Below are 22,617 nucleotides of genomic sequence, written 5' to 3'. Positions count from 1 at the left end.
TAGCGCAATGCGCTAATCAGCCGCCCAATTAACCCAGCATATCCTTCAGCTTGCTGAAAAATCCCGTCGATTGCGGGCATTCCTCGCCAGTTTCCGTTTCGCGGAAGGCTTCGAGCAAGTCCTTCTGCTTGGCCGTGAGGCGCGTGGGAGTTTCGACGTCGATCTGAACGACAATATCGCCATGGCCCCTGCCGTTCAGGACCGGCATGCCCGCGCCGCGCTGACGCAATTGCTTGCCAGACTGGATGCCCGCCGGAATACGGATTTCATGCCGCTCGCGGTCGAGGCCAGGAACTTCGATCGTGCCGCCTAGGGCCGCCGTCGTGAAGCTGACCGGCGCCCGGCAGAACAGCGTCGTGCCTTCACGCTCGAATATCGCGTGGCGTTTGACGTGCAGGAAGATGTACAGGTCGCCCGGAGGCGCGCCGCGTGGTCCGGCCTCACCCTCACCGGTCAGGCGGATACGCGTACCTTCGTCGACTCCCGCCGGAATGTTGACGGAGAGCGTCTTCTTCTTGTCGACACGGCCTTCACCCCGGCAGGTGCCGCACGGGCTTTCGATGACCTTGCCTGCACCGTGGCAGGACGGGCAGGTACGTTCGACAACGAAGAATCCCTGTTGCGCGCGGACCTGTCCGTGCCCATTGCAGGTTCCGCAGGTTTTTGCCCCGGTGCCGGGTTTTGCGCCTGATCCATCGCACGTATCGCAAGGCGCGGACACTTCGACCGCGATCTCGGTTTCCTTGCCATGATAGGCGTCTTCAAGGCCGATTTCGAGGTCATAGCGCAGGTCCGCGCCGCGCCGATTGGCTTGCCGCCCGCCGCCACCGAATCCGGACTGGCCGAAGATCGTTTCGAAGATGTCGCCAAGGTCGGAGAAACCGCCCCCGCCGCCCCCGCCGAAACCACCGCCCGGGCCGCCATTCTGGAACGCGGCATGACCAAAGCGATCGTAAGCAGCGCGCTTCTGTGGGTCGTTCAGCACCCCATAGGCTTCGCTGACTGCCTTGAACTTGGCTTCGCTATCGGTGCAGCCGGCGTTTTTGTCGGGGTGATATTTCATCGCTAGCTTGCGATATGCGCTTTTGAGCGTCGCAGCGTCGGCAGTACGCTCGACTTCCAGCAGCTCGTAATAATCGACTTCGGTGCTCATAATGCCCCCGGATGCGCTTCCCCGTCACCCCGATCGATACCGGAGTGTCGGGTAAAGTGCACGGCTTACGCCTTGTTGTCTTCGTCTACTTCGGAGAATTCGGCATCGACGACGCCGTCGTCCGCCTGCGATGCAGCCTCTGCACCCGGCGACGCCCCAGCCGCCTGCTCCTTCTCGTAGATCGCCTGACCCAGCTTCATGGCGATGGTCGCCAGATCCTGCGCCTTGGTCTTCATCGCTTCGATGTCATTGCTTTCGACCGCAGACTTGGCGGCGGCAACGGCCGTTTCGATTTCCGACTTCAGGCTCGCGTCGACCTTGTCGCCATGCTCTTCTAGCTGACGCTCGGTCGTGTGGATCAGGCTTTCGGCGTTGTTCTTCGCCTCTGCACCCTCGCGCCGCTTCTTGTCTTCCTCGGCAAACTGCTCGGCGTCGCGGACCATCTGATCGATGTCGGCATCGGACAGACCACCCGAAGCCTGGATCTTGATCTGTTGCTCCTTGCCGGTGCCCTTGTCCTTGGCGGACACATTGACGAGGCCATTAGCGTCGATGTCGAAGATGACTTCGATCTGCGGCACGCCCCGCGGTGCGGGCGGGATGCCGACGAGGTCGAACTGGCCCAGCAGCTTGTTGTCCGCCGCCATTTCACGCTCGCCCTGGAAGACGCGGATAGTCACTGCCTGCTGATTGTCGTCTGCCGTCGAGTAGACCTGGCTCTTCTTGGCAGGGATCGTCGTGTTGCGATCGATCATGCGGGTGAACACGCCACCCAGCGTTTCGATGCCCAGCGACAGTGGCGTCACGTCGAGCAGCAGCACGTCCTTGACGTCACCCTGCAACACGCCAGCCTGAATGGCCGCGCCCATGGCCACGACTTCGTCAGGGTTCACACCGGTGTGTGGTTCCTTGCCGAAGAAGTCCTTCACGACTTCGCGAACCCGCGGCATGCGGGTCATACCACCGACAAGGACGACTTCGCTGATGTCGCTGGCCGAAACGCCAGCATCAGCAAGTGCCTTCTTGCAAGGCTCCAACGTGCGCTTGATGAGATCCGCAACCAGCTTTTCGAGATCGGCGCGCGTGATCGTCTTCACAAGATGCTTCGGACCGTTCTGGTCAGCGGTGATGAAGGGCAGGTTGACTTCGGTCGTCGCGGTCGACGACAGCTCGATCTTCGCCTTCTCGGCCGCTTCCTTCAAACGCTGCAGGGCGAGCTTGTCGCCGCGCAGGTCGATACCTTCCTGCTTCTTGAACTCGTCGGCCAGGAATTCCACAACCTTGGAGTCGAAGTCTTCGCCGCCAAGGAAGGTGTCGCCGTTAGTGGACTTCACCTCGAATACGCCGTCGCCGATTTCCAGCACGGAGATGTCGAACGTACCGCCGCCAAGGTCATAGACCGCAATGGTCTTGCCATCCTGCTTGTCGAGGCCATAGGCCAGCGCCGCCGCAGTCGGCTCGTTTATGATGCGCAATACTTCGAGACCGGCGATGCGGCCTGCATCCTTGGTCGCCTGACGCTGTGCATCGTTGAAGTATGCAGGAACGGTAATCACCGCCTGCGTCACGGTTTCGCCAAGATAGCTCTCGGCGGTTTCCTTCATCTTCTGCAACGTGAAGGCGGAAATTTGCGACGGCGAATATTCTTCGCCACCGGCCTTCACCCACGCGTCGCCATTGCTGCCCTTTGCGATGGCATAGGAAACCAGTTCCATATCCTTCTTGGTCAGCGGATCGTCGAAACGACGGCCTATCAGGCGCTTGACGGCGAAGATGGTGTTTTCAGGATTGGTAACGGCCTGACGCTTTGCAGGCTGGCCGATCAGCCGCTCGCCATCCTTCGTGAACGCGACGATCGACGGCGTCGTGCGCGCGCCTTCAGCATTTTCGATCACCTTGGGCTTGCCGCCCTCCATCACAGCTACGCAGCTGTTGGTGGTGCCCAGATCGATTCCGATAACTTTAGCCATGTATGTCCTCTTTAACCCCAAGACGTTCAGCGGTTAGCGGCCTTGCCCTGCACATCATGCCAGCACAAGCACCGTCTCGAAAAGCGATATAGGGGGGCTTTCGCTTGGCACAAGAAGCTACGCGCATTAGAGAGTGCGCGATTACGGTAGCGACCGGAAACGGGACAGGAAGGAACGAGCAGCTAATGTCGCCATTTTCGAAGCTAGTGAGTGTGCTGGCCGTACTAAGCGCGCCGATGCTGCTGGCCGCCTGCGCCGATCCCGCGCCCTTATATGTCGATCAGGCGTGGATACGCATCAGCCCGAACAAGGATACGCCGTCCGCTGGTTACTTCGTCGTGCATGGCGGCGAAACGCCGGTGGAATTGCGCGACGTGATGACGGACCGCGCGCTGCGCGTGGAGATGCACGAGAGCGTCGCCAAGGATGGCAAGATGACGATGCAGCCGATCTCCGCCGTTCCTGTTCCAGCGAAGGGCGAAGTCGCGTTCGCACCGGGCGGCAAGCATCTGATGCTGTTTGGCGTCAATGCGGAGGCCGTACAACAGGGCAAGGTGCCGCTGACGTTCCTGTTCTCCAATGGCGACCGGATCATCGTGGACGCCATCGTGCAGAAGGCCGGAGCCGCTGCGCCGATGGATATGAAGCAGCATTAGCCTGTCCTGATCGTCGCGCTTCAGGGGGAGCGCGACGATATATCGAACGCGTCTCTCCGATTGCGGTCCCTTTCGCCTGCGTCTAGGCAGCCTGCCAATGCCCCCTTCGCTCTCCCGCTACGGTTATACTCAGGACAACGCTCGGCTGCGGCATGCGGTGCCGTTGCTGCTGACGATCCTCGTCCATCTTCTCATCCTGTTTCTGCTGCTGCAACTCGCGCCTGCGCCGTTCATAAAGAAGGTACAGGACAGCCTGCCTGTGACTTTCGATCTGACGCCGGGGCCGCCCGCTCCGACGAAGCAGCGCGAGAAGACAGCGGAAAAGGCGCGGAAGGCGCCCCAAGGCGCCGCCGCCCGAGCCGTAACGCCGCCCAAGGTGAAGCCCAGCGAAACGCCGCCGACGCCAGACTTCCCGTTCATCACGCTGACCAAGGACCAGCTTGCCGCCGCCGACATCGGCAAGTTGCCTACGCGGACGAGCGAGAATAGCGGGAGCGGCGCAGGGAACATTGGTACGGGCAAGGATCGGGGCGCAGTGTCGGGACCGGGCGAAGGGCCGGGGGGTGAGCAGCTTTACGATGCGGATTGGTATCGCCGTCCGACTCACGCCGAACTCTCGACCTATATGCCGTCGAACGCGCCGCGCACCGGATGGGGGCTGGTCGCGTGCAAGACCGTCGATGACTATCATGTGGAGAATTGCCAGCAGCTTGGCGAGTCACCGATGGGGTCCGGATTTGCGCGGGCGGTGCGGCAGGCGGCCTGGCAATTCCTGGTGAAGCCGCCGCGCATCGGGGGCAAGCCGCTGATCGGATCGTGGGTCCGCATCCGCATCGACTATATCGAAGGTGCCGCAACGCCGCGTTGAAATATGATGTTTTTCTCGGAACCAAAAGTTGGTCGCTTGGTTCTCATAATGCTGATGCGACTGTCATCCCCCCCGCTCGCAGGCATCGGCGCAAAAACGGCCCCGTCAGCTTCCCCCCGATGCTGGCGGGGTCATGTTTTTGAGGTTTCGTGGCTGTCGTTTCTTAGACGCGCAGGATTGTTTCCGTCCGGCCTGCCGACCCGAAGACGCGGAGATAGCGCTCGATTTCCTTCGTATCCCCTGATGCTTTTGCGGGATTATCGGATAGCTTGACCGCAGGACGGCCGTTTGCGTGCGTCACCTTGCAGACTAGGGAGATAGGCTCCAATCCTGTGTCGCCATCCGGGTCGCAAGCGCGAAAATCATTGGTGAGATTGGTGCCCCAGCCAAAACTCATTCGTACGCGTCCATCGAAGTAGCGATAAGTATGCTCGATCGAATCAATGTCCATGCCGTCGGAGAAGATCAGGAGCTTCTTTTTCGGATCGCGGCCATGATCCCGCCACCAGCGGATGATCTGCTCGCCCGCCTCAATGGGTGGCGCACTGTCTGGACGAAAGCCCGTCCAGTCGGCGAGCCAGTCCGGCGCATCGTTCAGGAATGCGGTAGTGCCGTAGGCGTCGGGCAGTGCGATCAGCAGGTTGCCATTATAGTGCTGCTGCCATTCCTCCAGCACGCGATAGGGCGCCTGGGCTAGTTCGGCGTCGCTATCAGACAAGGCGGCGGCGACCATTGGCAATTCGTGCGCATTGGTGCCGATTGCCTCCAGATCGGCATCCATCGCCAGTAGGACATTGGAGGTGCCGATGAAGCGGCTGCCAAGGCCCTCCTTCAGCGCCTCGATGCACCAGCGCTGCCACAGGAAACTGTGCCTGCGCCGCGTACCAAAATCGGAGAGCGCAAGATTGGGCAAGTCGCGCAGCCGCTCGACCTTCTCCCATAATCGAGCCTTGGCGCGTGCATAAAGGACATCAAGCGCAAACCGGCCCTTGTCGCGCATCGCGGCGCGGGATTTTAGTTCGTTGATGATCGCAAGAGCGGGAATCTCCCACATCGTCGTGTGCGTCCACGGCCCTTCGAAACGCAGTTCATATTGACCGTCATTCTTGCGCAAGTCGTATTCAGGAAGCTGGAAGTCGGCTAGCCAACGAATGAAGTCAGGCGAAAACATCTGCGTCTTGCCATAGAAGCTGTTGCCTGCGAGCCAGATCAGTTCCTTCTTCGCGAACCGCACCTTCCGGGCGTGATCCAGTTGCGCGCGCAGTTCGCCCTCATCGATGATATCGGCGAGGCGCACGCTCTTGCTGCGGTTGATGACGGAGAAGGTTGCGCTGACGTCACTGTGCAGATGCCGGATCATCTGCAACATCAGCAGCTTGTAGAAATCGGTATCGAGCAGGCTGCGGACGATCGGGTCGAGCCGGAAATTGTGATCGTAGGTCCGCGTGGCGATGTCGGTAACGGCCATCTGTCAGGTGCCGCAGAACGTCGCCATCACGCGCTCATGGGCCTGCGGCGGATCGGCGTAACGCGTCATGTCCGGCTGATCGTCATAGGGGCGGGCAAGGACAGCCAGAAGCTCCTCGAACGGCGCGAAGTCGCCTTCGTCGACAGCGGATCTTATCATCGCCTCGATACGATGATTGCGGGGTATATAGGCGGGATTGACGGCGCGCATGGCGTCGCGGCGGTCGAGGTTGTCCGGCTCCTGTGCCAATCGTTCGCGCCATCGAGCTAGCCACTGGTCGCAGACGGTGGGATCGACGAACAGGCCGCGCAGGGGTTCGTCGTTGCCGACTTCGGTCGCATCGGCGAGGCGGCGGAAGAAGAGGGTGAAGTCGACGCTATTTTGCGTCATCGCAGACAGTAGTGTGTTGGCTAGATCGAGATCGTCATCGCGGAAAGCGACCAAGCCCAGCTTACGCATCAGGCCCGAATGATAGGCGCTCTGAAACTGCTCTGCGAATTTGCCGAGCGACTCTTCGGCTATCTTGATCGCCGCATCCTCGTCATCGGCGAGGAGCGGCAGAAGAGTTTCGGCAAGGCGCGTGACGTTCCAATGCGCGATCTGCGGCTGATTGCCATAAGCGTAACGGCCCTGCCGATCGATCGAACTGAACACCGTCGAGGGATCATAGGCGTCCATGAAGGCGCAGGGGCCATAGTCAATCGTCTCGCCCGATATGGAGCAGTTGTCGGTATTCATGACTCCATGGATGAAGCCGACGAGCAGCCAGCTTGCTACGAGTTCCGCCTGCGCGGCAACGACGGCGTCCAACAGGGCGCGCGCGGGGTTCTCCGCCTGCGCCGCCTCCGGATAGTGGCGCGCGATCACGTAATCGGTAAGCGTTTGCAGCGCTTCTATGTCCTGCCGCGCCGCGAAATACTGGAAGGTGCCGACGCGGATATGGCTGGCCGCGATGCGCGTCAGAACCGCGCCGGGTAGCACGGTCTCGCGATAGACCTGCTCACCGGTTGCAACCGCCGCAAGAGCGCGAGTAGTGCGGACGCCAAGCGCGAACATCGCTTCGCTGACGACATATTCTCGTAGCACCGGGCCAAGCGCCGCCCGTCCATCGCCGCCACGGGAAAAGGGTGTGCGGCCGCCGCCCTTTAGCTGGATATCGCGGCGCCGTCCGTCACGGTCCACCACTTCACCCAGCAACACCGCGCGCCCGTCGCCAAGCTGCGGCACGAAATTGCCGAACTGGTGCCCGGCATAGGCCATGGCGAGAGGATCGGAACCCGGCACGACCTGCCTGCCGGACAGCATATCCAATCCGTCCGGTCCTTCGAGCCAGTCCGCATCAAGTCCCAGTTGATCCGCCAGTGCGCGGTTCACGCGTATTAACGTCGGCGCGGGCGCTACCGCTGGCGCGACATGTACGAAGAAGCGATCGGGCAGCCGGGCATAGCTGTTATCGAAGGGAATAAGGCTGGTCACGGTGGGCTGTTTTCCTGGCTGCGAGAGCGTCGCGCTTGCTGAAGCAGATAACACACCGCCCTGCACGAGGTTTCATTTTCGTCCGAAGCGTTCGCGCAATCTCTGGCGTCCAGTCACCTTTGCATACGTAATTTCCCTTGCCCCTCCTACGGATGAAATACGACCGCGAAGGCAGTAGCAATCTGGCGAGGGAGGACAGGTATGGACGTCTCGTCGGGGCAGCTTCGCTACATCTTCTATTCCGCGGTGATCGCCCTCGTGCTGGTGGCGCAGGCGATCGCGAGCTTCGGCAATACCGACCGCTATTTCCCGTTCCTCTGGTATCCGATGTACGCGAAGGCGCATTATGAAGGCGAACGGCTGGATGTCGGGCACAAGGTCTATGCCGTGACGCCCGACGGCGTGCGGCATCCGGTGCTGGCTGCGGACCTCGATATCGATTTCTGGCGGTTCGAGCGTCGCTTCGCACGCCCGCTGCGCGCGGGACACGCACACGAGATACAGGGGTTTCTGGCGACCATAGCGAAGCAATATCCGTCGCTGGTCGCGCTGGAGGTGGACGACTATCCGATGGTCATCACGCGTGATGGGCCAAGGCACGCTCCGCTGCGGACAGTGGCAACGCTGCCGCGCACCAAATTCGAAAGCCAGCGCCCGTGAGCGGCGCTATCGCAGGCGATACTGCATCGCTCTCAGCTCGGGGCCGTGGGTCGGGCTGGAGTCGTTACTGGTTCCCCGAAGCGCCATTGGCCGACCTTGCCATCCTGCGGATCATTGCCGTGGGTACGCAAGTCGCGCTGATGACGCTCGATCCGCGCTATACCGTGTCGAGCCTTGCCACGCTGGGCGAGTTGCCGCCGGAAATGTATCAGCCGCTGCCGTTCTTCAAGGTCATCCTGTTCCTGCTGTACGGCCACCAGTTCTCCGTCGCAGAGTTGCAGATGCTTCAGCTTGTGACGATCGGCTTCGGTTTTGCCGCGCTGGTCGGACTCGCAACGCGCGTGACGCTGCCGCTGTTTGCGATCGGCACCGGCGTGATCCAGCTATGGGCACTCTCGCATGGCGACATCCATCACCCCGAGGCTGTGATGATCGTGGCGCTTGCCCTGCTGGCGCTGTCACCGGCGGGAGCGGTGCTTTCGGTCGATGCCTGGTTGCAAAGGCGCAAGCGGCCGTTGACGCTGAAGGAGCAGTTCGCCGCGACCAGCCATGAAGCCAAATGGCCGATATTGCTGGTGCAATGGTTCTTCGGCCTCATGTATCTCTCCGCCTGCTATGCGAAGCTTGTAGTCGGGGACTATCACTGGGCGAATGGACTGACGCTGCAATATTATCTGGCGATGGACGGACTGCGCTGGGGCGCGCCGCTCGGCTTGCCGATGAGCGAGCATTATTGGCTGGCGCTGTTCGGACAGTGGGCGATATTGGCGTTTCAGAGCACGTTCTTCCTCTCGCTCCTCATCCAGCGGCTGAAGTGGATATATGTGCCGATCGGGATGGTCATGCATGTGTCCATCTACTTCATGTTCGCGGCGCCATTCTGGCAGTGGACAGCGCTCTATCTCTGCTTTGTGCCCTGGACGGCAGGGCTGCGCTATCTCGGCGTGCTGCAACCTAAAGAAGTGGCGCCTGTGACAGTGCCGAAAGCCAGCGTTGCATGAACAGGAATACGGAACCTGCGGCCTACGTCATCTACGACGGAGAATGCCCGTTTTGCAGCACTTACGTGAAGTTCATGCGTCTTCGTGAAAGTGTCGGCGCGGTGGAACTGATAGATGCGCGTCAGGGCGGTGCAGCCGTGCAAGCGGCGCAGCGGCTGGGATATGATCTCAATGAGGGCATGATCTTCCATTACGGTGGGCGGTATTATCATGGTGCAGATGCGCTACAGATGCTGAGCATGTTGAGCGGCAATAAGGGATGGCTGAACCGGCTGAACGCCACGCTGTTCCGCTCGCCCGCACGTGCGAGTCTGTTCTATCCGTTCATGCGCGCGGGGCGTAACGCGACGTTGCAGCTACTCGGCAGATCCAAGCTCGACACGTGATTCCGGTTTGAGCGGCGCAGGCTTGTCATCGGAAGCGCCGCGTTCGGTTTCGGAGGCTTGCGGCGCCCGCACTCGGCCCGACACCACGGCACGTGGCGCTACCGTTGCCCCGCTCTCGATTTGTGCAGCGTCCAGCACCACTGCCCCGGCGCCGATATGGACCCGGTCCCCAATCCTGATCGGCCCTTTGGACGTAAGACCCTGCTCGCGGATCGGAATGTCGAGCCGGTCGAAGCGATAGTTTACGCCCATGATCGTCGCGTTTTCTCCGATCGAGCAATGCTCACCGATAAACACGCCATGCACATGCCCTCCGATAACGACGCCTTCGCCGACGATCGTATTCGCGCCGATGGATATCGGACCTTCGCTCGCCTTTATCTTGGCTCTAGGAAGGATCACGACGCCTCTGCCCAGTTTGAGTAAAGGACTGAGTTCTACTTCCGCCTTTGGACTGACGTTGGCACTGTACTTAAGATGACAAACCCATGAGACAATTAGGGGAGGTAGAAGGAATCTACGGAGTAATACCAAAGGCCGCATTTTCATGCTCCGGCATCTTCGTGCAAAATCAAAACCATGCTGCCAACTTGAACAACAATTGCGTTTCGCGAATATACATAAGTTATAGCAGCGATAAGGGAATTCCATTAGCCCTTTTATACTAGTTTTTCGTGGCAATCTCTAAGTGCTTAATAAATAGGTATTTTGAAGGCGCGGCACGGACGAGGTGGGGGGATTGATGGACGAAATGCCCAAGTTGCATGGATCGTACCTTAATGCCGGTCATGCCCGTTACTTGAAAGGAAATCGACCCAAAGCGGATCAGCACCGACCGGGTGGTAGAACTGCATGGATCGACGCCTTCATCGCTCTTTTCTTTGCTTCCGGTGACGACACAAATGCTGCCGCCAACCGCCCGGGAAAGGTGAGAATGGTGGTTCCGTTCTCTGCAGTATTGCTCGCCACAATGACTCGCGTTGCCCTTACTCCCTGGTCGGGACCAAGCGGTCATCATGTCTTCTATGCGGCTGCCATCATCGTCAGCCTGCTTCATGGTGGATTGCGGCCCGCTCTTATCGCCGGACTGCTTTCTCTTCTTGTCGACCTAGCCTTTTTGGCAGGAGACAAAGATCTGCATTTGCAGATCCCCTCCTTGATGGGCTTTCTCGCAATCTGCATTGGACTTGCCTATCGCGCCTCGACATTGCGCAGACAGGCGGAATGGAAGGTTCAGCGCCTGACGCACACCACTAAGGACCTAGAGCGATTGCTCGACAGTGCCTCGGACTTTGCGATCTGCATGCTCGACCGCAATGGTGCAGTGGTTCACTGGAGCAAGGGTGCCGAAAGGCTGACCGGGTGGAGTGAAGCGGCCGCTCTGGAGCAAGATATAGGGATATTCTACGCGCTTGAGGACAAAGCGGCGGGCAAACCAGCGACGGATCTGAAATGGGCGGCGCTTACGGGCCGTCATGCCGAAGAGCGCAAGCGTGCGAGGGCGGATGGGTCGTCGTTCACGGGGGACATGTGCATCACCAGCATCGGGGACGAGAGCGGTGCCATTATCGGCTTTGGGATAAGCCTGCGTGATGTAAGTTCGGAACGTGAATTATACCGCCGTGTCCGCACGCAGGAAATGCAGTTCCGATCGATCCTCTCGGCTGTGCCGGAGGCGATGGTCGCGGTCGATGAGAATGGCCGGATACAAATGTTCACGGCGCAGGCCCAGCAGATGTTCGGCTATAGCGAGCAGGAAGTCGTTGGTCTCTCACCCGATCTGCTTTTTGCGCTTCCATGGAATATCCGTGTAAAACGCTATTTACGCATGAGAAGCCGCAGCCCCGACTGCAAGCCCGCGCGTCTGATTGCCGTGCGCCGCGACGGATCACTTTTCCCGGTCGAAGCGACGATGGGCAGTGCCGACACGGAAGCCGGGCGCTGGTACGCGGCGTTCCTGCGCGATCTGACGGAGCAGGAGGAGACGCGCTCCAAAATGGAGGCGCTGCAACTGGACGTGCTACATGGATCGCGACTTGGCGCGATGGGCATCATGGCGTCCACGCTGGCGCATGAACTCAATCAGCCGATGACCGCGATGACCAATTATCTCGAAGGTTGCCGTGCGCAGTTGAAGAGCATGGACGGCGTGCAGATCCAGAAACTGGACAAGATATTGGAGCGCGCCTCTTCCGAGGCCGTGCGCGCGGGGCGCATCATCGGCCATATCCGCGAGTTCGTCGCGCGCGGCGAGACCACGCTGGCGATCGAGGACGGCAACAGCATCGTTACGAGCGCAGGTACGCTTATCGCCGGGGCAGCGAAGCAGGCGGACGTGAGCGTCGCTTTTGATTTGGCTGACATCGGTTCGGTATTCGTGGATCGGGTGCAGGTGCATCAGGTGCTGGTGAACCTCATCAACAACGCGATCGACGCGATGCGTTCGGGTGCGGGAGCCAGTCGGGAGATCATCGTATCGACGCAGCTTCAGGACGATGAATTCGTTCGCATCTCCGTCGAGGACCATGCGGGCGGATTGAAGCCCGAAGTACGGGATAGGCTGTTTCAGGCGTTCACAAGCGCCGGAAAAGAAGGCGGGCTCGGTCTGGGCCTGTCGATATGTCGCACGATAATCGAGGCGCACGGCGGCAAAATTTGGGCGGAAGATCTCAGCCATGGCGGCACGAGGTTCAACTTCACCCTTTGCAGATTTGCTGGAGAATTATCCTATGCCGCATAATTTGGTTCATCTTGTCGATGATGAAGAAGAAGTGAGAGCGTCGACCGCCTTCTTGTTGGAATCCCATGGCTTCGCGGTCAAAAGCTGGAAGAGCGGGCGGGCGTTCGTGAACGCCGCGCCGCGTGCCCAAGCCGGATGCGTCCTGCTGGACATGCGGATGCCCGAAATGGACGGGCTTGAGGTGCAGAAGCGCATCCGCGAACTCGATCTGGACATGCCGGTCATCATGTTCACCGGGCATGGCGATGTCGGCAGCGCCGTCACCGCGATGCGTGCGGGAGCCGTCACCTTCCTGGAAAAGCCGCCGGAGCGCGATGCTTTGGTGCAGGCAGTGCGCGACGCGTTGAAGCGGCTAGACGTGACCGAAGGCAAGGAAGCCGACGAGCAGCACGCACGGCGTCTGGTCGCCAAGCTCAGCGAGCGGGAGCGCGACGTGCTGAATGCGCTTACGCGTGGATTGCCGAACAAGTTCATCGCCTATGACCTGGAAATCAGTCCACGCACGGTGGAGATCCACCGCGCCAACCTGATGGCGAAGCTCGGCGTGCGCAGTCTATCCGACGCACTGCGGATCGCTTTTGCTGCGGGTCTGGCGAGTGACAGCCTGCAGCATTTGAATGGAAATCATCGCCTTAGCAGGGCACGGGATTAAAGACCTCTCGTCGGCCGGATATTTTTTTAGGTAGTGGGAAGCGTCCGGCCGATGCGCGGTTCCTGCGGGCGAGGCGTGAGCAGGCGATAGGCATCCTTCAGTCGCGTTTCGAAGGCGGCAAGGCTGAATTCGGTGTTCGCACGGCGCGCGGCAGCCTGTCCAAGCAGAGAGCGCAGCACCGCATGTGTGCGGAGCGTCTCAAGCCCCTTGGCCATCGCTCCGGCGGTCGGTGTTACTAGCAGCGCAGTTTCCACGTCCAGCACCTGGCTGTGGCTTTCGATGTCGGTGGCGAGGATCGCCTTGCCTGACGCCATGTAGGAGTAGACCTTCATCGGCGTATTGACGCCATCCCGCCGGGGCGAACACAATATATCGGCCTGTTGCAGATACTGGTGGAGGTTGTCGAGCGGCCTGGGTCCCAAGAACACGATGTCCCGCTCTATTCCCGCGGCGGCCGCCTTGGCGCGATAGGATGCTATGGAGGCTTCGGTGCCGCCGATGGCAACGATCCCGCACCGCTGTTCTGGCGCGATAAGCGCCTGCGCCTCGACCAGCAGGTCGAAGCCCTGATAGGATTCCAGATTGCCGACATAGAGCGCCAGCGGTCGGCCGGCTGGTATATATTGCCGCAGATCTTCGACTGGGTTGACGCTGCCCACCGGAGCAAAGGCGACGTCGGGCAGAACCCGCACGTTTGCGTGCGGCGTATGCGTCTGCGCGTGGCGCGCGATGGCGGCGCAGACGGCCAGCACCATGTCGCTGCGCTTAAAGGCCCAGCCTTCCGCCGCGCGGGCGATGGCGCTGATAGCGCGCGCCTTGGGCCATCTCTGCGCGATCTGGTCACTCATGATCGAGTCCGCATCGTAGATGATTCGGGCCTTCGTGAAGGGCCGCAGCATCAGGGCGATGAACACTGCCTCCTCCACGGCATGCACAACGTCATAGCGCGTGGAGCGCACGCGTTTTAGTGCGGCGGCTGCCAGCCATGCGTCGCACACCAGTTTCTTGGGCGAGAAACCGATGGGCACGCTGCGTACGCCGGGCGGCGCGGAAATGCGATAATGGCGGACGCGGGGAATATCGACGTCCAGTCCCTCATGGTAGGTCAGCAGATCGACTTCATGGCCGAAGCGGCTCAAGGCCTCCACCGCCAGCTTGACCGCGATCGGCGTGCCCCGCTCCGTGAAAAAAGGTTGCGGAGCGATGAAGAGGATTTTCATTTCAGTCTCAATCGAATCTGGTCGCGGCTGAAGCGGGCGAGGGAGGCCGCGCGCCCGAAGGGGACGAGGGGCTGTGCAGGGTTGCGCAGCGCGGCTTTCAGATCGCGGAGCGGATGATCGCGCGACAACCGGGTGGAGAGCATCGTTCCGAAAGTGCCAAGACGCCGGGCGCTGCCGGGCAGGGGTAGCGGATCGGACCCGGAAAGCACGCGCGCCTGCGGGACATCGCTCATCGGCCAGAAGGAAGGCCGGCCTCCATTGTCGCCAAGGAACAGCGTGCCCTTGGGGTAGGTTGCGATAAGATCCCTGACCAACTGCCCTCTCTTGCCCAGCCATTTGCCGACGCCCCATGGCAGGACGACAATGGCGTCCTGTGCCAGCAGGCGGGAAACGAGCGCGCGGGCAGGCAGGCCGTCCTCGACACTGTCCATGCAGGCGAGCGCCAATATCTCCAGCCCCTCGGCGCTGACGATCTGCCGTCCCGCGACGATCAGCGCGGGGTCGGCGCGATTGCCGAGCCACAGCGCTTCGGGTTCCGCACTGGGCTCCAGGCTGTCGCGGAGCACGCCGAACACGTTGTGCCCCGCCTGCTCCGCTAACATCAGCACGGCCGTCGATATATGGCCAAGCGTGTCGTATAATTGCGCGCAGGCAGCTTTGACATGCGTGATCGCGTTGGCGGGATCGTGCAGATGGACATGCGCGTCGATGGCGATCTCAGGCACTTTGCAAAACCCCTGCGATATGTGTGTGTTTTTCTCCCGCAGGCCAGAGCTTCGACGCGAGGTGTTCGCTCGCCAGCGGTGCGGTGGTCAGCTTACTGCTGAGGAGGATGTGATATCCGGGGCCAAGCGGTTGGAGGTGGCGGTCCGAAGAAACCATGTGCTGCCCGGTGCCGTCCTTGTCGGGCAATAGACCCGCCGACACGTCCACCACCATGGAGCGCGCGAAGGCGATGTCCGGCAGGCATACGCGGAGTTCCTCCAGCGCCTGCTCGATATCCTTCTCCGTCGGCCGTGCCTCGCGCGTACCGGGGGAGGGGCGATAGAATGTGCCTGCAAGGACATGGCCGCGCTGCGTCCGTAGGAAATAGCTGCGACCGGAACCGGGGACGCAGGACACCGCTATCGCATTGCCCGGCGGCGGTCCCGGCATGTCGAGCAGAAGGTTGAAGGCGAGGGTGGCGCTCGTCGGCGCGGGAATGCCGCGACTGAGGCTGCCCGACCAATAACCCGCATTCGCCCCGCGACAGTCGATAACCATGTCAGCGTGCATACTACGCTTCCGGTCCGCCGCATGATCGTACAGCATCAGCCCGCGCACTTTGCAGTCGCAAAGCAGCCCTTCAGCGTCGTGGTTGAGCAGCAGCGTCGCACCGCCAGCCTGCGCACGGGTGGCCATCTGCTGCAATATTGCGTCCGCGTCGCATAGCTCCAGATCATGCCAATAGGCGCCGCCGATCAGGTGCTTGTCCGGAACGCGGAACAGGTCCAGCACCTGGTCGCGTGACATGGTGCCCGCGGGCGCGGGCGCGGCGGGTGCGTGGAGGATGGCTTCCATTGCGCTTTCCATGCCGCGCGCTGCCGCGAAGGCCATTGGTGAGCGTGCTTTCCCCGAATACAGCGGCATCACACAGCGAAGCGGCCGCACCTGATCGGGGAAGCGTTCGGTGAACCAGCGTTGTGCGCGGCGCGACTTGTGCCAACGCGCGACGCTGAGCGTCTGCAGATAGCGCAGTCCGCCATGGACGATGCCGTAGCTGTTTCCGCTCGCCCCGGAGCCAAGCGTCTTCCGCTCGACGATGATCGGGCGGATGCCATGCTCGACGGCGGCCAGCGCCATGCTCATGCCCTGTATGCCGCCGCCAAGGATGACGACGTCAGGCAATGGGCTGGCCTTCCTCGACTATGGTGTCGATGTGATAGTGCTTGCCCCCGTCATTACGCGTGAACAGCACGATTTCCGCCACCAAACCGATGGCCGCGATCTGCACGCCTACGATGACGAGCAGCGCGTCGAGCACCAGCAACGGGCGATCCGACATCGGCACGCCGGTCACTTGCCGCTCATACAGCAGATAGATACCAAGCAGGACGCTCAGGATGATGGAGACCGCCCCAATCGTGCCGAAGAAGCGGAACGGCTTCTGGATGAAGCGCAACAGGAAGGCGACGGCGAACAGGTCCAATACGACGTTCAGGTAGATGCTGGGCCGATGCTGCGGACGGCGGGCGTCGCTGGTCGCTTGCGGAACGGTCACCTGGCCTACGCGGAAGCCATGCAGTTCAGCCATCAGCGGCAGGAATCGATGTTGCTCGTCCTGGATCGGCACTTCGTCCAGCACGCGCCGGCGGACAGCGCGTACGACGCAGCCGGGATCGGCGTAGCGCGATCCGGCGATACGCGCGACCATCTCGAACCCCCAACTGCGCAGGCGATTGAGGGGGCGGTCGTTCCTGCGATCGCGGCTGGCGACGACGATGTCGTCGGTCCTGAGTTGATCGAGGACCTGCTGGATCGCATCCGGATCGATCTGCGAGTAGGCGGGGAGGAAAAGGACGGCGTTGCCGACTGCGCGCTTTGCCCCTTCACGCAGGCACGCCGCTTCGCCGAACTCGCGATTAAAACCGATTGCCTTGACTGGCGCGCCTGCCTCGGCAAGCCGCTCGGCCATGGCCGAGATCAGCGGGTAGGGACCATCCAGAACATAGATGATCTCATAGGTGCGCCCAGTCTTTTTCAACGCCCTGGAATAGCTGGCATAGAGCGTTTCGGGCGCATCATATCGGCCCGTGACCGGGATGATCACGGATAGGTCGAGCGGGGGCGTAAGCTTAAGCTGGGTTACTGTCGCCATGTTCATCTTCGCCACTCCGTAGATGCGCGACGCGTGCCGAAAGAGTGGCGCCGAGCGTCGCATAGTTTGAGACACGGGGATTCGAGGAAGCGAGAAGCTGCCCGACGACCCCCCAACTGATGAGGATGGCCGCCAGCGACAGCCAGAGTACGCCGACCGTCAGATAGGGCAGCGAAATCCGTGGCTCGGCGGCAGTGCCAGCGACCAGCGCGAGAAAGCCGAGCGCCATGGCGATGCCAGTCATTGGCGAGTGCCATGCGGCGGGGCGGCGCACGAAACTGAGCAGCATCCGCACCGAGATGATGTCCAGCATCACCTTGTAGATGCGCGAGAAGCCATATTTCGAGACGCCGAAGCGGCGCGGATGGTGATTGACTTCGATCTGCGCGAGGCGCGCGCCCGCAAGGCGGGACATCGCGGGAATGAACCTGTGAAGCTCGCCGTACATCGGCAGGTTCTTGATGAGCGGCGCACGATACGCTTTCAGCGAGCAACCGCTGTCGCGCACTTCGACGCCCATCAGCGTCGCCATGATCCGGTTGGCGCATTTGGAAATGTAGACGCGGGCCGCGCCGTCCTTGCGTTTACGGCGCCATCCCGTTGCTATGTCATAGCCGCTGTCGATTAGTTCGACGAGTCGCAGGACGTCGGCAGGGTCGTTCTGCAAGTCGCCGTCCATAGTGACGATGATGTCGCCACGCGCATTCTGGATGCCCGCTGCCATCGCCGCGGTCTGCCCATAGTTCCGCCGAAACCTGATGACGCGCAGATGCCGATCGGTTTTCGAAAGATGCTGTGCAACGGTGAAAGTCGAGTCACTGCTGCCATCGTCGACCAATACAACCTCATATTCGCCAACATAGGATTGTAGCGCACTAGAAATCTGCGCGACCAGAAGTGGAAGATTCTCTTCCTCATTATAAGAGGGAACAACTATAGATAAATCTACCCCCATATCGCCCCCCTGACCCAAGAATTATTACGTAATATTGCTGAAATAGAAGCGGGGTCGAGATAGATTTAATACTAAGTAAAGCACTTAGGTAACCTTACTTAGTGCTTATCTTTCGACGATCTGCCAATCTTCTTCACGACGGCATAATGCTGCGCCGCACAATGGCGATTCGGCTAATTTTGGGGAAAGTCGGAATGACCGTATCGACGGAGATGCAAATTCCAGTTCCGGGAAGAGCGTCGACGTGGGCGGTTGGCGCTCTCCAGACGCCCTTGCTCTTTCTCGCCGCCGCTGCGCTCTACACGATCACCATAGGCACCACGCCCGTGCGCGTGGACGAATATTACACCACGTTCGCCGCCCGAAGCTGGGCCGAAAACGGGTCTTTCGCAATTCTGGACGGCGAATATACGCGGGCGCGCCTGTTCACGATGCTGATTGGGGCCGCGTTCGACCTGTTCGGCAGCACGAGCATATGGATCGCAAGGGTTCCCACTGCGCTTATGGCGGCAGGCCTCGTCACCCTGGTTTTCGCGTGGGTGAAAAACCGGGCGGGGACCACGGCGGCGATTATTGCCGCGCTGACCCTCGCCCTGTCTGGCTACACACTCGACGTTGCCCATTTCACCCGCTTCTATGCGCCGCAAGCCCTGTTGGTGCTTGGCGCGGCGATCCTGATTTACGCCGCTGCGGCGCAAGCGGGCACTGCGATGGTATGGCGGCTCGCCGGCGCGGCGGCGCTGCTGTTACTGGGCCTTCACCTCCAGCCGACGACCGCAATCGCGGCCGCTGCATTGGCTTTATGGTTCGCCGCTGCGCGGTTCCAATGGATCATGGCGATGGTGCGGCGCCGGCCTTGGCTGGCTCTGATAACAACCGTTTCATGCGTCATCTTTGCCGTCATGATCCTGCCGCCCATGATGCAGAAGTTTCTCTCGGCATCCGTATGGGCGCAGGAGCATCAATATGATCGCCTGTTCTATCTGCGCGAATTTTACCGCCAGATCCCGCTCATCCTGATCCTGACGCCGGTCGCTGCGGCATTGGCGTTGCGACGCGACCGGAGCCTCGCGCTGCTGTCGATCATCATGATTTCGGTGGCGCTGCTCGTGCATTCCTTCGCGGCGATGAAGGCGGGGCGTTACGTTTATTATGCGATGCCTTTTGTGGCGATCCTGTTCGGGCTGGCCGTAGCGCGTCCGGCGGATGCGGCTCTGGCGGCAGGCAGGCGGGTACTAAGCGGCTTTGGATTGCCCAGCGAACTGGCAGGCATCGGTGCAGGTGCAATCGTCCTCGGCGTCGGGGTCACGGCGCTGCTAGTCAATTCCAGCTATCGCCACACGGCCAGTGCACTGCTGCACGGTTTGACGGATCTGCGCAGCTTGGCGCACCTGTCCGATCCAAGCGATCCTCTCTGGGACGAGCAGGAAGCCGCTCTGCGCCGCGCCGTGGGCCCTGCCGACTTCCTGGTGGCGTCCGACGACTTGCGCACGATCGTGCACATCCGGCCGCACGATATGCTGATCAACCCCAGCCATCTCAGCGACTTGGGCGCGACGCGCGACTTTACAAGGGACGTGCGCACCGGGCGGCCTGTTCTGGGCAGCGCCGCGGGGATGGACCGCGTGATCAATTGCCGTGCGAGCGGTGTGATCGTGATCGACGACGCCCACTGGCGCACGGCCAAGGGCGTTCCGGCCGAGGTGGCCGACCTGATCGAGCAGCGGACATCGCCTGTTCGTCCGGCGGTGCCCTATTTCCACATCTTCCGCTGGGAGCACCGGCCGACTGCGCCGTGTCCGTGGATGAGCTCCGAAAGGCATGCGGCATGATCGCGCTCGATTATACCTGGCCGGATGTCGAGACATCCTCGGATGCCTACGCCCGGCGGTTCTCGGGGGATGCAGGCGCGTATCTGCTGAAGGTGCAGAATGAGGGGCTGGAGGCGCTGCTGCGAGCGGGTACGCATCCGATCCAGTCGGCGCTCGATGTCGGCGGTGGGCATGGTCAGTTGGTCGAGAGCCTGCTGCGCACGGCCGGGCGAGTGACGGTGCTGGGCAGCGATGACTGCTGCGCAGAGCGGATCGCGCGCAGCCCGTTGGGCAATCAGGTTGAGTTCCGGCAGGGTGAGTTGCTGGCCGCGCCGTTCGACGATCGCAGCTTCGACCTTGTGACCAGCATCAGGCTGCTGGCGCATATGACGCACTGGCATGTGCTGATCGCAGAACTGTGTCGGGTGTCCCGTCGCCATGTCATCGTCGATTATCCCACGTTGATGGGTCTGAATGCGCTGGCGCTGCCCGCCTATCCGGTGAAGCGTGCGATTGAGAAGGATACGCGCACCTATCGCAGCTTCTGGCCGTCGCAGATCAATCGCGTGTTTGCGCGCCATGGCTTTCGTCCTGCGGGGACGTTCAAGCAATTCGTCGTTCCGATGGGCCTCCATCGCATGGCGGGCACGAAGATCGCGCCTGTGGAAAGCGCGATGCGCGCGGTCGGGATCACACGGATGCTCGGCAATCCGGTCCTCGCCCGCTTCGACAGGGTGGCGGCATGACGCTCTCGCTCGTCGCGATTACCGGCGCTACAGGCTTCACCGGCGGCGCGTTGGCCAAGCGCCTGAAAGCCGACGGCTACACCGTCCGAGCGCTCGCGCGTCGTGAGCCAGAGGACGATGTTGCGGAGCGTGCGAGCGAATGGCTGACCGGCGCGCTCACCGATCCGGAAGCTATCTCGGCGCTGGTAGAAGGTGCAGACACCGTCTTCCATATCGCCGCCATGTATCGCACCGAAGGCGCGCCCGAAGAATTTATGCGCGTCAACCGCGACAGTACGGCGCTGCTGCTGAAGGCGGCGCGGGAGGCTGGCGTGCGGCGGTTCGTCTATTGCTCGTCCATCGGAGTGCATGGCGATGTGCGCAGCGGCGTCGCGGACGAAAGCGCACCCTTCTCTCCGCGCGACCCCTATCAGCAGAGCAAGCTGGAGGCGGAGCGTCTGTGCCGCGAAGCAATGCGCGAGCCGGGCATGGAGATCGTCGTCGTGCGGCCGTGCGGCATTTATGGCCCAGGCGACACGCGGATGCTGAAGATGTTCAGCATGTTGCAGAAGGGCACTTTCTTCTACGTCGGCGCGGGCAAGTCGCACTTCCACCCGGTCTACATTGACGATCTGGTGCAGGGCTTCATGCTCGCCATGACGCAGCCCGGCGCTGCGGGTCAGACATTCATCGTGGGCGCTGCCGAGCACTTGCCCCTGCGCGATTATGTGGCGACGGCGGCCAAAACGCTCAACGTGCCCGCGCCGACACGACATCTGCCTTATGGGCCGGTGAATGCAGCGGCGCATATGTGCGAGCTGTTGTGCGCGCCGTTGAAGATTGAGCCGCCGCTCCATCGCAGGCGGCTGACTTTCTTCAAGCACCACCGCGCCTTCACCATTGATCGCGCGCAGTCGCTGCTTGGCTATGCGCCGAAGGTTGGGCTTGCGGAAGGTTTCGCGCGCACGGTGGACTGGTACCGGCAGGAGGGATTGCTGCGATGAGCGCAGGCCGTCTGCTTTTTCGCGATGCGCCTCTTGCCGCGCTGCTGCTCTGCGCGGTCTCCGGCGCAGCACAGGCGCGTCCGGCGAGCGGCGTGAACCTCGCCAGCGGCGAGTTCAATTCCAAACGCAAGCCAGGCGTGTACGGCAAGGACTACATCTACCCCGACGCGAAAGTCGCCGCGCCCTTCCTAGCTAGCGGCATGAAGATCGTCCGCGTGCCGATCCTGTGGGAGCGGGTACAGCCGGTCATGGGGCAGCCGCTTGCGCCGGACGAGATGCGGCGGCTGGACAAGGCGCTGGCGGGGATGAGCGGCTTCCAAACTATCGTTCTGGACGTGCATAACTATGGCAAATTCAACGGCCAGCGACTTGACCAGATGCCTGATGGTGCTGCCAGCTTCGCGGAGCTTTGGCGGCAGTTGGCGGAACGGTACAAGGGCCAAGGCAAGATCGCGTTCGGCCTGATGAACGAGCCGAACGGCATTCCCGCGCCCACTTGGCGCAAGATGGCGGATGGTGCCGTCGCGGCAATCCGCGATACCGGCGCGCGCAATCTCATCCTGGTGCCGGGCACGTCATGGACTGGCGCGCATAGCTGGACCAAGGGCGGCGCAAATTCGAACGCAGCGGCGTTCGCGGGCTTCCGCGATCCGGGCAAGAACTTCGCGTTCGAGCTCCATCAATATCTCGATTCCGACAATATGGGAACGAAGGAGCAGTGCGTGGACGGAGCAACCGCCGCCGCGCGCATCCGACCCGCCACCGAATGGCTGCGCAAGAACAGATATCGCGGTTTTCTGGGCGAGTTCGGCGCAGCTTCGAACGCCGACTGCCTTGAGGCGCTCAATGCGCTGCTGCGGCAGGTTGAGCAAGGATCGGATGTCTGGATGGGCTGGGCATATTGGGCAGGGGGGCCGTGGTGGAAACGATATCCAATGAACATTCAGCCGGAGGGCGGACAGCACAAGCCGCAGATGGCCGTACTCGAACGCTTCATGGCAGGAGGACGCTGACA

21 protein-coding genes are annotated in these 22,617 nt (G+C 61.5%); 11 read left to right on the top strand and 10 right to left on the bottom strand.

All coding sequences use genetic code 11. The features are described 5' to 3' along the window. Positions 1–28: 28 nt before the first annotated feature. On the bottom strand, positions 29–1,153 hold the full coding sequence (gene dnaJ / locus C1T17_RS12800; RefSeq protein ID WP_104953771.1) for a molecular chaperone DnaJ: 1,125 nt from the start codon (positions 1,151–1,153) through the stop codon (positions 29–31). A gap of 65 nt (positions 1,154–1,218) precedes the next feature. Next, complete coding sequence (gene dnaK / locus C1T17_RS12795) at positions 1,219–3,123, bottom strand: molecular chaperone DnaK (RefSeq protein WP_104953770.1); 1,905 nt, start codon at positions 3,121–3,123, stop codon at positions 1,219–1,221. A gap of 185 nt (positions 3,124–3,308) precedes the next feature. Between dnaK and C1T17_RS12790 the strand changes: the two genes are divergently transcribed. Beyond that, positions 3,309–3,779 (top strand): copper chaperone PCu(A)C, encoded by a 471-nt coding sequence (locus C1T17_RS12790; protein ID WP_104953769.1) that lies wholly within the window; start codon positions 3,309–3,311, stop codon positions 3,777–3,779. 97 nt (positions 3,780–3,876) lie between these two features. Further along, on the top strand, positions 3,877–4,647 hold the full coding sequence (locus C1T17_RS12785; RefSeq protein WP_223262591.1) for a hypothetical protein: 771 nt from the start codon (positions 3,877–3,879) through the stop codon (positions 4,645–4,647). Positions 4,648–4,810: 163 nt separating this feature from the next. Here C1T17_RS12785 and pncB read toward each other — a convergent pair whose 3' ends face one another. After that, entirely contained in the window at positions 4,811–6,115 is a 1,305-nt protein-coding gene (gene pncB / locus C1T17_RS12780; RefSeq protein WP_104953768.1) for a nicotinate phosphoribosyltransferase, read from the bottom strand. A gap of 3 nt (positions 6,116–6,118) precedes the next feature. Beyond that, positions 6,119–7,591, bottom strand: a complete 1,473-nt coding sequence (locus C1T17_RS12775) for a protein adenylyltransferase SelO (protein ID WP_104953767.1) — start codon at positions 7,589–7,591, stop codon at positions 6,119–6,121. Between the two features lie 201 nt (positions 7,592–7,792). Here C1T17_RS12775 and C1T17_RS12770 point away from each other — a divergent pair, with 201 nt between their 5' ends. From C1T17_RS12770 to C1T17_RS12760, 3 genes are read left to right on the top strand one after another with little or no spacing between them, the layout of a single operon-like run. Further along, positions 7,793–8,251 (top strand): hypothetical protein, encoded by a 459-nt coding sequence (locus C1T17_RS12770; protein WP_104953766.1) that lies wholly within the window; start codon positions 7,793–7,795, stop codon positions 8,249–8,251. After that, positions 8,248–9,252, top strand: coding sequence for a hypothetical protein (locus C1T17_RS12765; protein WP_104953765.1), 1,005 nt, complete (start codon positions 8,248–8,250; stop codon positions 9,250–9,252). Before C1T17_RS12770 ends, C1T17_RS12765 begins: the two co-directional genes overlap by 4 nt. Next, positions 9,249–9,638 (top strand): thiol-disulfide oxidoreductase DCC family protein, encoded by a 390-nt coding sequence (locus C1T17_RS12760; protein ID WP_104953764.1) that lies wholly within the window; start codon positions 9,249–9,251, stop codon positions 9,636–9,638. The genes C1T17_RS12765 and C1T17_RS12760 overlap by 4 nt, the downstream gene beginning before the upstream one ends. Here C1T17_RS12760 and C1T17_RS12755 read toward each other — a convergent pair. Then, positions 9,609–10,040 carry an acyltransferase gene (locus C1T17_RS12755; protein WP_223262590.1) on the bottom strand — a complete coding sequence of 144 codons (432 nt, stop codon included), beginning with the start codon at positions 10,038–10,040 and terminating at the stop codon, positions 9,609–9,611. The genes C1T17_RS12760 and C1T17_RS12755 overlap by 30 nt on opposite strands. A 568-nt stretch (positions 10,041–10,608) precedes the next feature. Between C1T17_RS12755 and C1T17_RS12750 the strand changes: the two genes are divergently transcribed. After that, positions 10,609–12,378 (top strand): PAS domain S-box protein, encoded by a 1,770-nt coding sequence (locus C1T17_RS12750; RefSeq protein WP_189338343.1) that lies wholly within the window; start codon positions 10,609–10,611, stop codon positions 12,376–12,378. After that, entirely contained in the window at positions 12,368–13,030 is a 663-nt protein-coding gene (locus C1T17_RS12745) for a response regulator transcription factor (protein WP_104953761.1), read from the top strand. Before C1T17_RS12750 ends, C1T17_RS12745 begins: the two co-directional genes overlap by 11 nt. 26 nt (positions 13,031–13,056) lie before the next feature. On the opposite strand, the gene C1T17_RS12740 is transcribed toward C1T17_RS12745, so the two are convergent. The 5 genes from C1T17_RS12740 to C1T17_RS12720 are packed head-to-tail and all read right to left on the bottom strand — an operon-like array spanning position 13,057 to position 18,062. Beyond that, positions 13,057–14,250, bottom strand: a complete 1,194-nt coding sequence (locus tag C1T17_RS12740) for a glycosyltransferase family 4 protein (protein ID WP_104953760.1) — start codon at positions 14,248–14,250, stop codon at positions 13,057–13,059. After that, a complete protein-coding gene (locus tag C1T17_RS12735) occupies positions 14,247–14,975 on the bottom strand; it encodes a hypothetical protein (protein WP_104953759.1) in 729 nt (242 codons plus the stop codon). The genes C1T17_RS12740 and C1T17_RS12735 overlap by 4 nt, the downstream gene beginning before the upstream one ends. After that, complete coding sequence (locus C1T17_RS12730) at positions 14,968–16,137, bottom strand: FAD-dependent oxidoreductase (RefSeq protein WP_104953758.1); 1,170 nt, start codon at positions 16,135–16,137, stop codon at positions 14,968–14,970. Before C1T17_RS12730 ends, C1T17_RS12735 begins: the two co-directional genes overlap by 8 nt. Next, the gene (locus C1T17_RS12725; RefSeq protein ID WP_223262589.1) at positions 16,130–17,113 is read right to left on the bottom strand and encodes a glycosyltransferase; all 984 of its coding nucleotides are present in this window, start codon (positions 17,111–17,113) and stop codon (positions 16,130–16,132) included. Before C1T17_RS12725 ends, C1T17_RS12730 begins: the two co-directional genes overlap by 8 nt. After that, on the bottom strand, positions 17,085–18,062 hold the full coding sequence (locus C1T17_RS12720; RefSeq protein ID WP_104953756.1) for a glycosyltransferase family 2 protein: 978 nt from the start codon (positions 18,060–18,062) through the stop codon (positions 17,085–17,087). The genes C1T17_RS12725 and C1T17_RS12720 overlap by 29 nt, the downstream gene beginning before the upstream one ends. A gap of 194 nt (positions 18,063–18,256) precedes the next feature. On the opposite strand from C1T17_RS12720, the gene C1T17_RS12715 reads away from it, so the two are divergent. Genes C1T17_RS12715 through C1T17_RS12700 form a run of 4 tightly spaced genes read left to right on the top strand, consistent with a single transcriptional unit; the run spans position 18,257 to position 22,615 of the window. After that, positions 18,257–19,894, top strand: a complete 1,638-nt coding sequence (locus tag C1T17_RS12715; protein WP_104953755.1) for a hypothetical protein — start codon at positions 18,257–18,259, stop codon at positions 19,892–19,894. After that, positions 19,891–20,619 (top strand): class I SAM-dependent methyltransferase, encoded by a 729-nt coding sequence (locus C1T17_RS12710; RefSeq protein WP_104953754.1) that lies wholly within the window; start codon positions 19,891–19,893, stop codon positions 20,617–20,619. Before C1T17_RS12715 ends, C1T17_RS12710 begins: the two co-directional genes overlap by 4 nt. Then, complete coding sequence (locus C1T17_RS12705; RefSeq protein ID WP_104953753.1) at positions 20,616–21,602, top strand: NAD-dependent epimerase/dehydratase family protein; 987 nt, start codon at positions 20,616–20,618, stop codon at positions 21,600–21,602. Before C1T17_RS12710 ends, C1T17_RS12705 begins: the two co-directional genes overlap by 4 nt. After that, positions 21,599–22,615, top strand: a complete 1,017-nt coding sequence (locus C1T17_RS12700; RefSeq protein WP_104953752.1) for a glycoside hydrolase family 5 protein — start codon at positions 21,599–21,601, stop codon at positions 22,613–22,615. Before C1T17_RS12705 ends, C1T17_RS12700 begins: the two co-directional genes overlap by 4 nt. Positions 22,616–22,617: the final 2 nt, after the last annotated feature.

Origin of the sequence: Sphingobium sp. SCG-1 (genome assembly GCF_002953135.1) — a bacterium.
Classification (GTDB): Bacteria; Pseudomonadota; Alphaproteobacteria; order Sphingomonadales; family Sphingomonadaceae; genus Sphingobium.
The sequence above is the reverse complement of the archived record's forward strand: the minus strand, read 5'-3'. Positions and strand labels throughout refer to the sequence as shown.

What these genes read in the sequence shown, in the direction of transcription:
- C1T17_RS12705 (WP_104953753.1), top strand. Translation starts at nt 20,616, where the DNA reads ATGACGCTCTCGCTCGTCGCGATTACCGGCGCTACAGGCTTCACCGGC.
- C1T17_RS12745 (WP_104953761.1), top strand. Translation starts at nt 12,368, where the DNA reads ATGCCGCATAATTTGGTTCATCTTGTCGATGATGAAGAAGAAGTGAGA.
- C1T17_RS12760 (WP_104953764.1), top strand. Translation starts at nt 9,249, where the DNA reads ATGAACAGGAATACGGAACCTGCGGCCTACGTCATCTACGACGGAGAA.
- dnaK (WP_104953770.1), bottom strand. Translation starts at nt 3,123, where the DNA reads ATGGCTAAAGTTATCGGAATCGATCTGGGCACCACCAACAGCTGCGTA.
- C1T17_RS12720 (WP_104953756.1), bottom strand. Translation starts at nt 18,062, where the DNA reads ATGGGGGTAGATTTATCTATAGTTGTTCCCTCTTATAATGAGGAAGAG.
- C1T17_RS12790 (WP_104953769.1), top strand. Translation starts at nt 3,309, where the DNA reads ATGTCGCCATTTTCGAAGCTAGTGAGTGTGCTGGCCGTACTAAGCGCG.
- C1T17_RS12750 (WP_189338343.1), top strand. Translation starts at nt 10,609, where the DNA reads ATGACTCGCGTTGCCCTTACTCCCTGGTCGGGACCAAGCGGTCATCAT.
- C1T17_RS12770 (WP_104953766.1), top strand. Translation starts at nt 7,793, where the DNA reads ATGGACGTCTCGTCGGGGCAGCTTCGCTACATCTTCTATTCCGCGGTG.
- C1T17_RS12715 (WP_104953755.1), top strand. Translation starts at nt 18,257, where the DNA reads ATGACCGTATCGACGGAGATGCAAATTCCAGTTCCGGGAAGAGCGTCG.
- C1T17_RS12740 (WP_104953760.1), bottom strand. Translation starts at nt 14,250, where the DNA reads ATGAAAATCCTCTTCATCGCTCCGCAACCTTTTTTCACGGAGCGGGGC.
- C1T17_RS12700 (WP_104953752.1), top strand. Translation starts at nt 21,599, where the DNA reads ATGAGCGCAGGCCGTCTGCTTTTTCGCGATGCGCCTCTTGCCGCGCTG.
- C1T17_RS12725 (WP_223262589.1), bottom strand. Translation starts at nt 17,113, where the DNA reads ATGAACATGGCGACAGTAACCCAGCTTAAGCTTACGCCCCCGCTCGAC.
- C1T17_RS12710 (WP_104953754.1), top strand. Translation starts at nt 19,891, where the DNA reads ATGATCGCGCTCGATTATACCTGGCCGGATGTCGAGACATCCTCGGAT.
- dnaJ (WP_104953771.1), bottom strand. Translation starts at nt 1,153, where the DNA reads ATGAGCACCGAAGTCGATTATTACGAGCTGCTGGAAGTCGAGCGTACT.
- C1T17_RS12785 (WP_223262591.1), top strand. Translation starts at nt 3,877, where the DNA reads ATGCCCCCTTCGCTCTCCCGCTACGGTTATACTCAGGACAACGCTCGG.
- pncB (WP_104953768.1), bottom strand. Translation starts at nt 6,115, where the DNA reads ATGGCCGTTACCGACATCGCCACGCGGACCTACGATCACAATTTCCGG.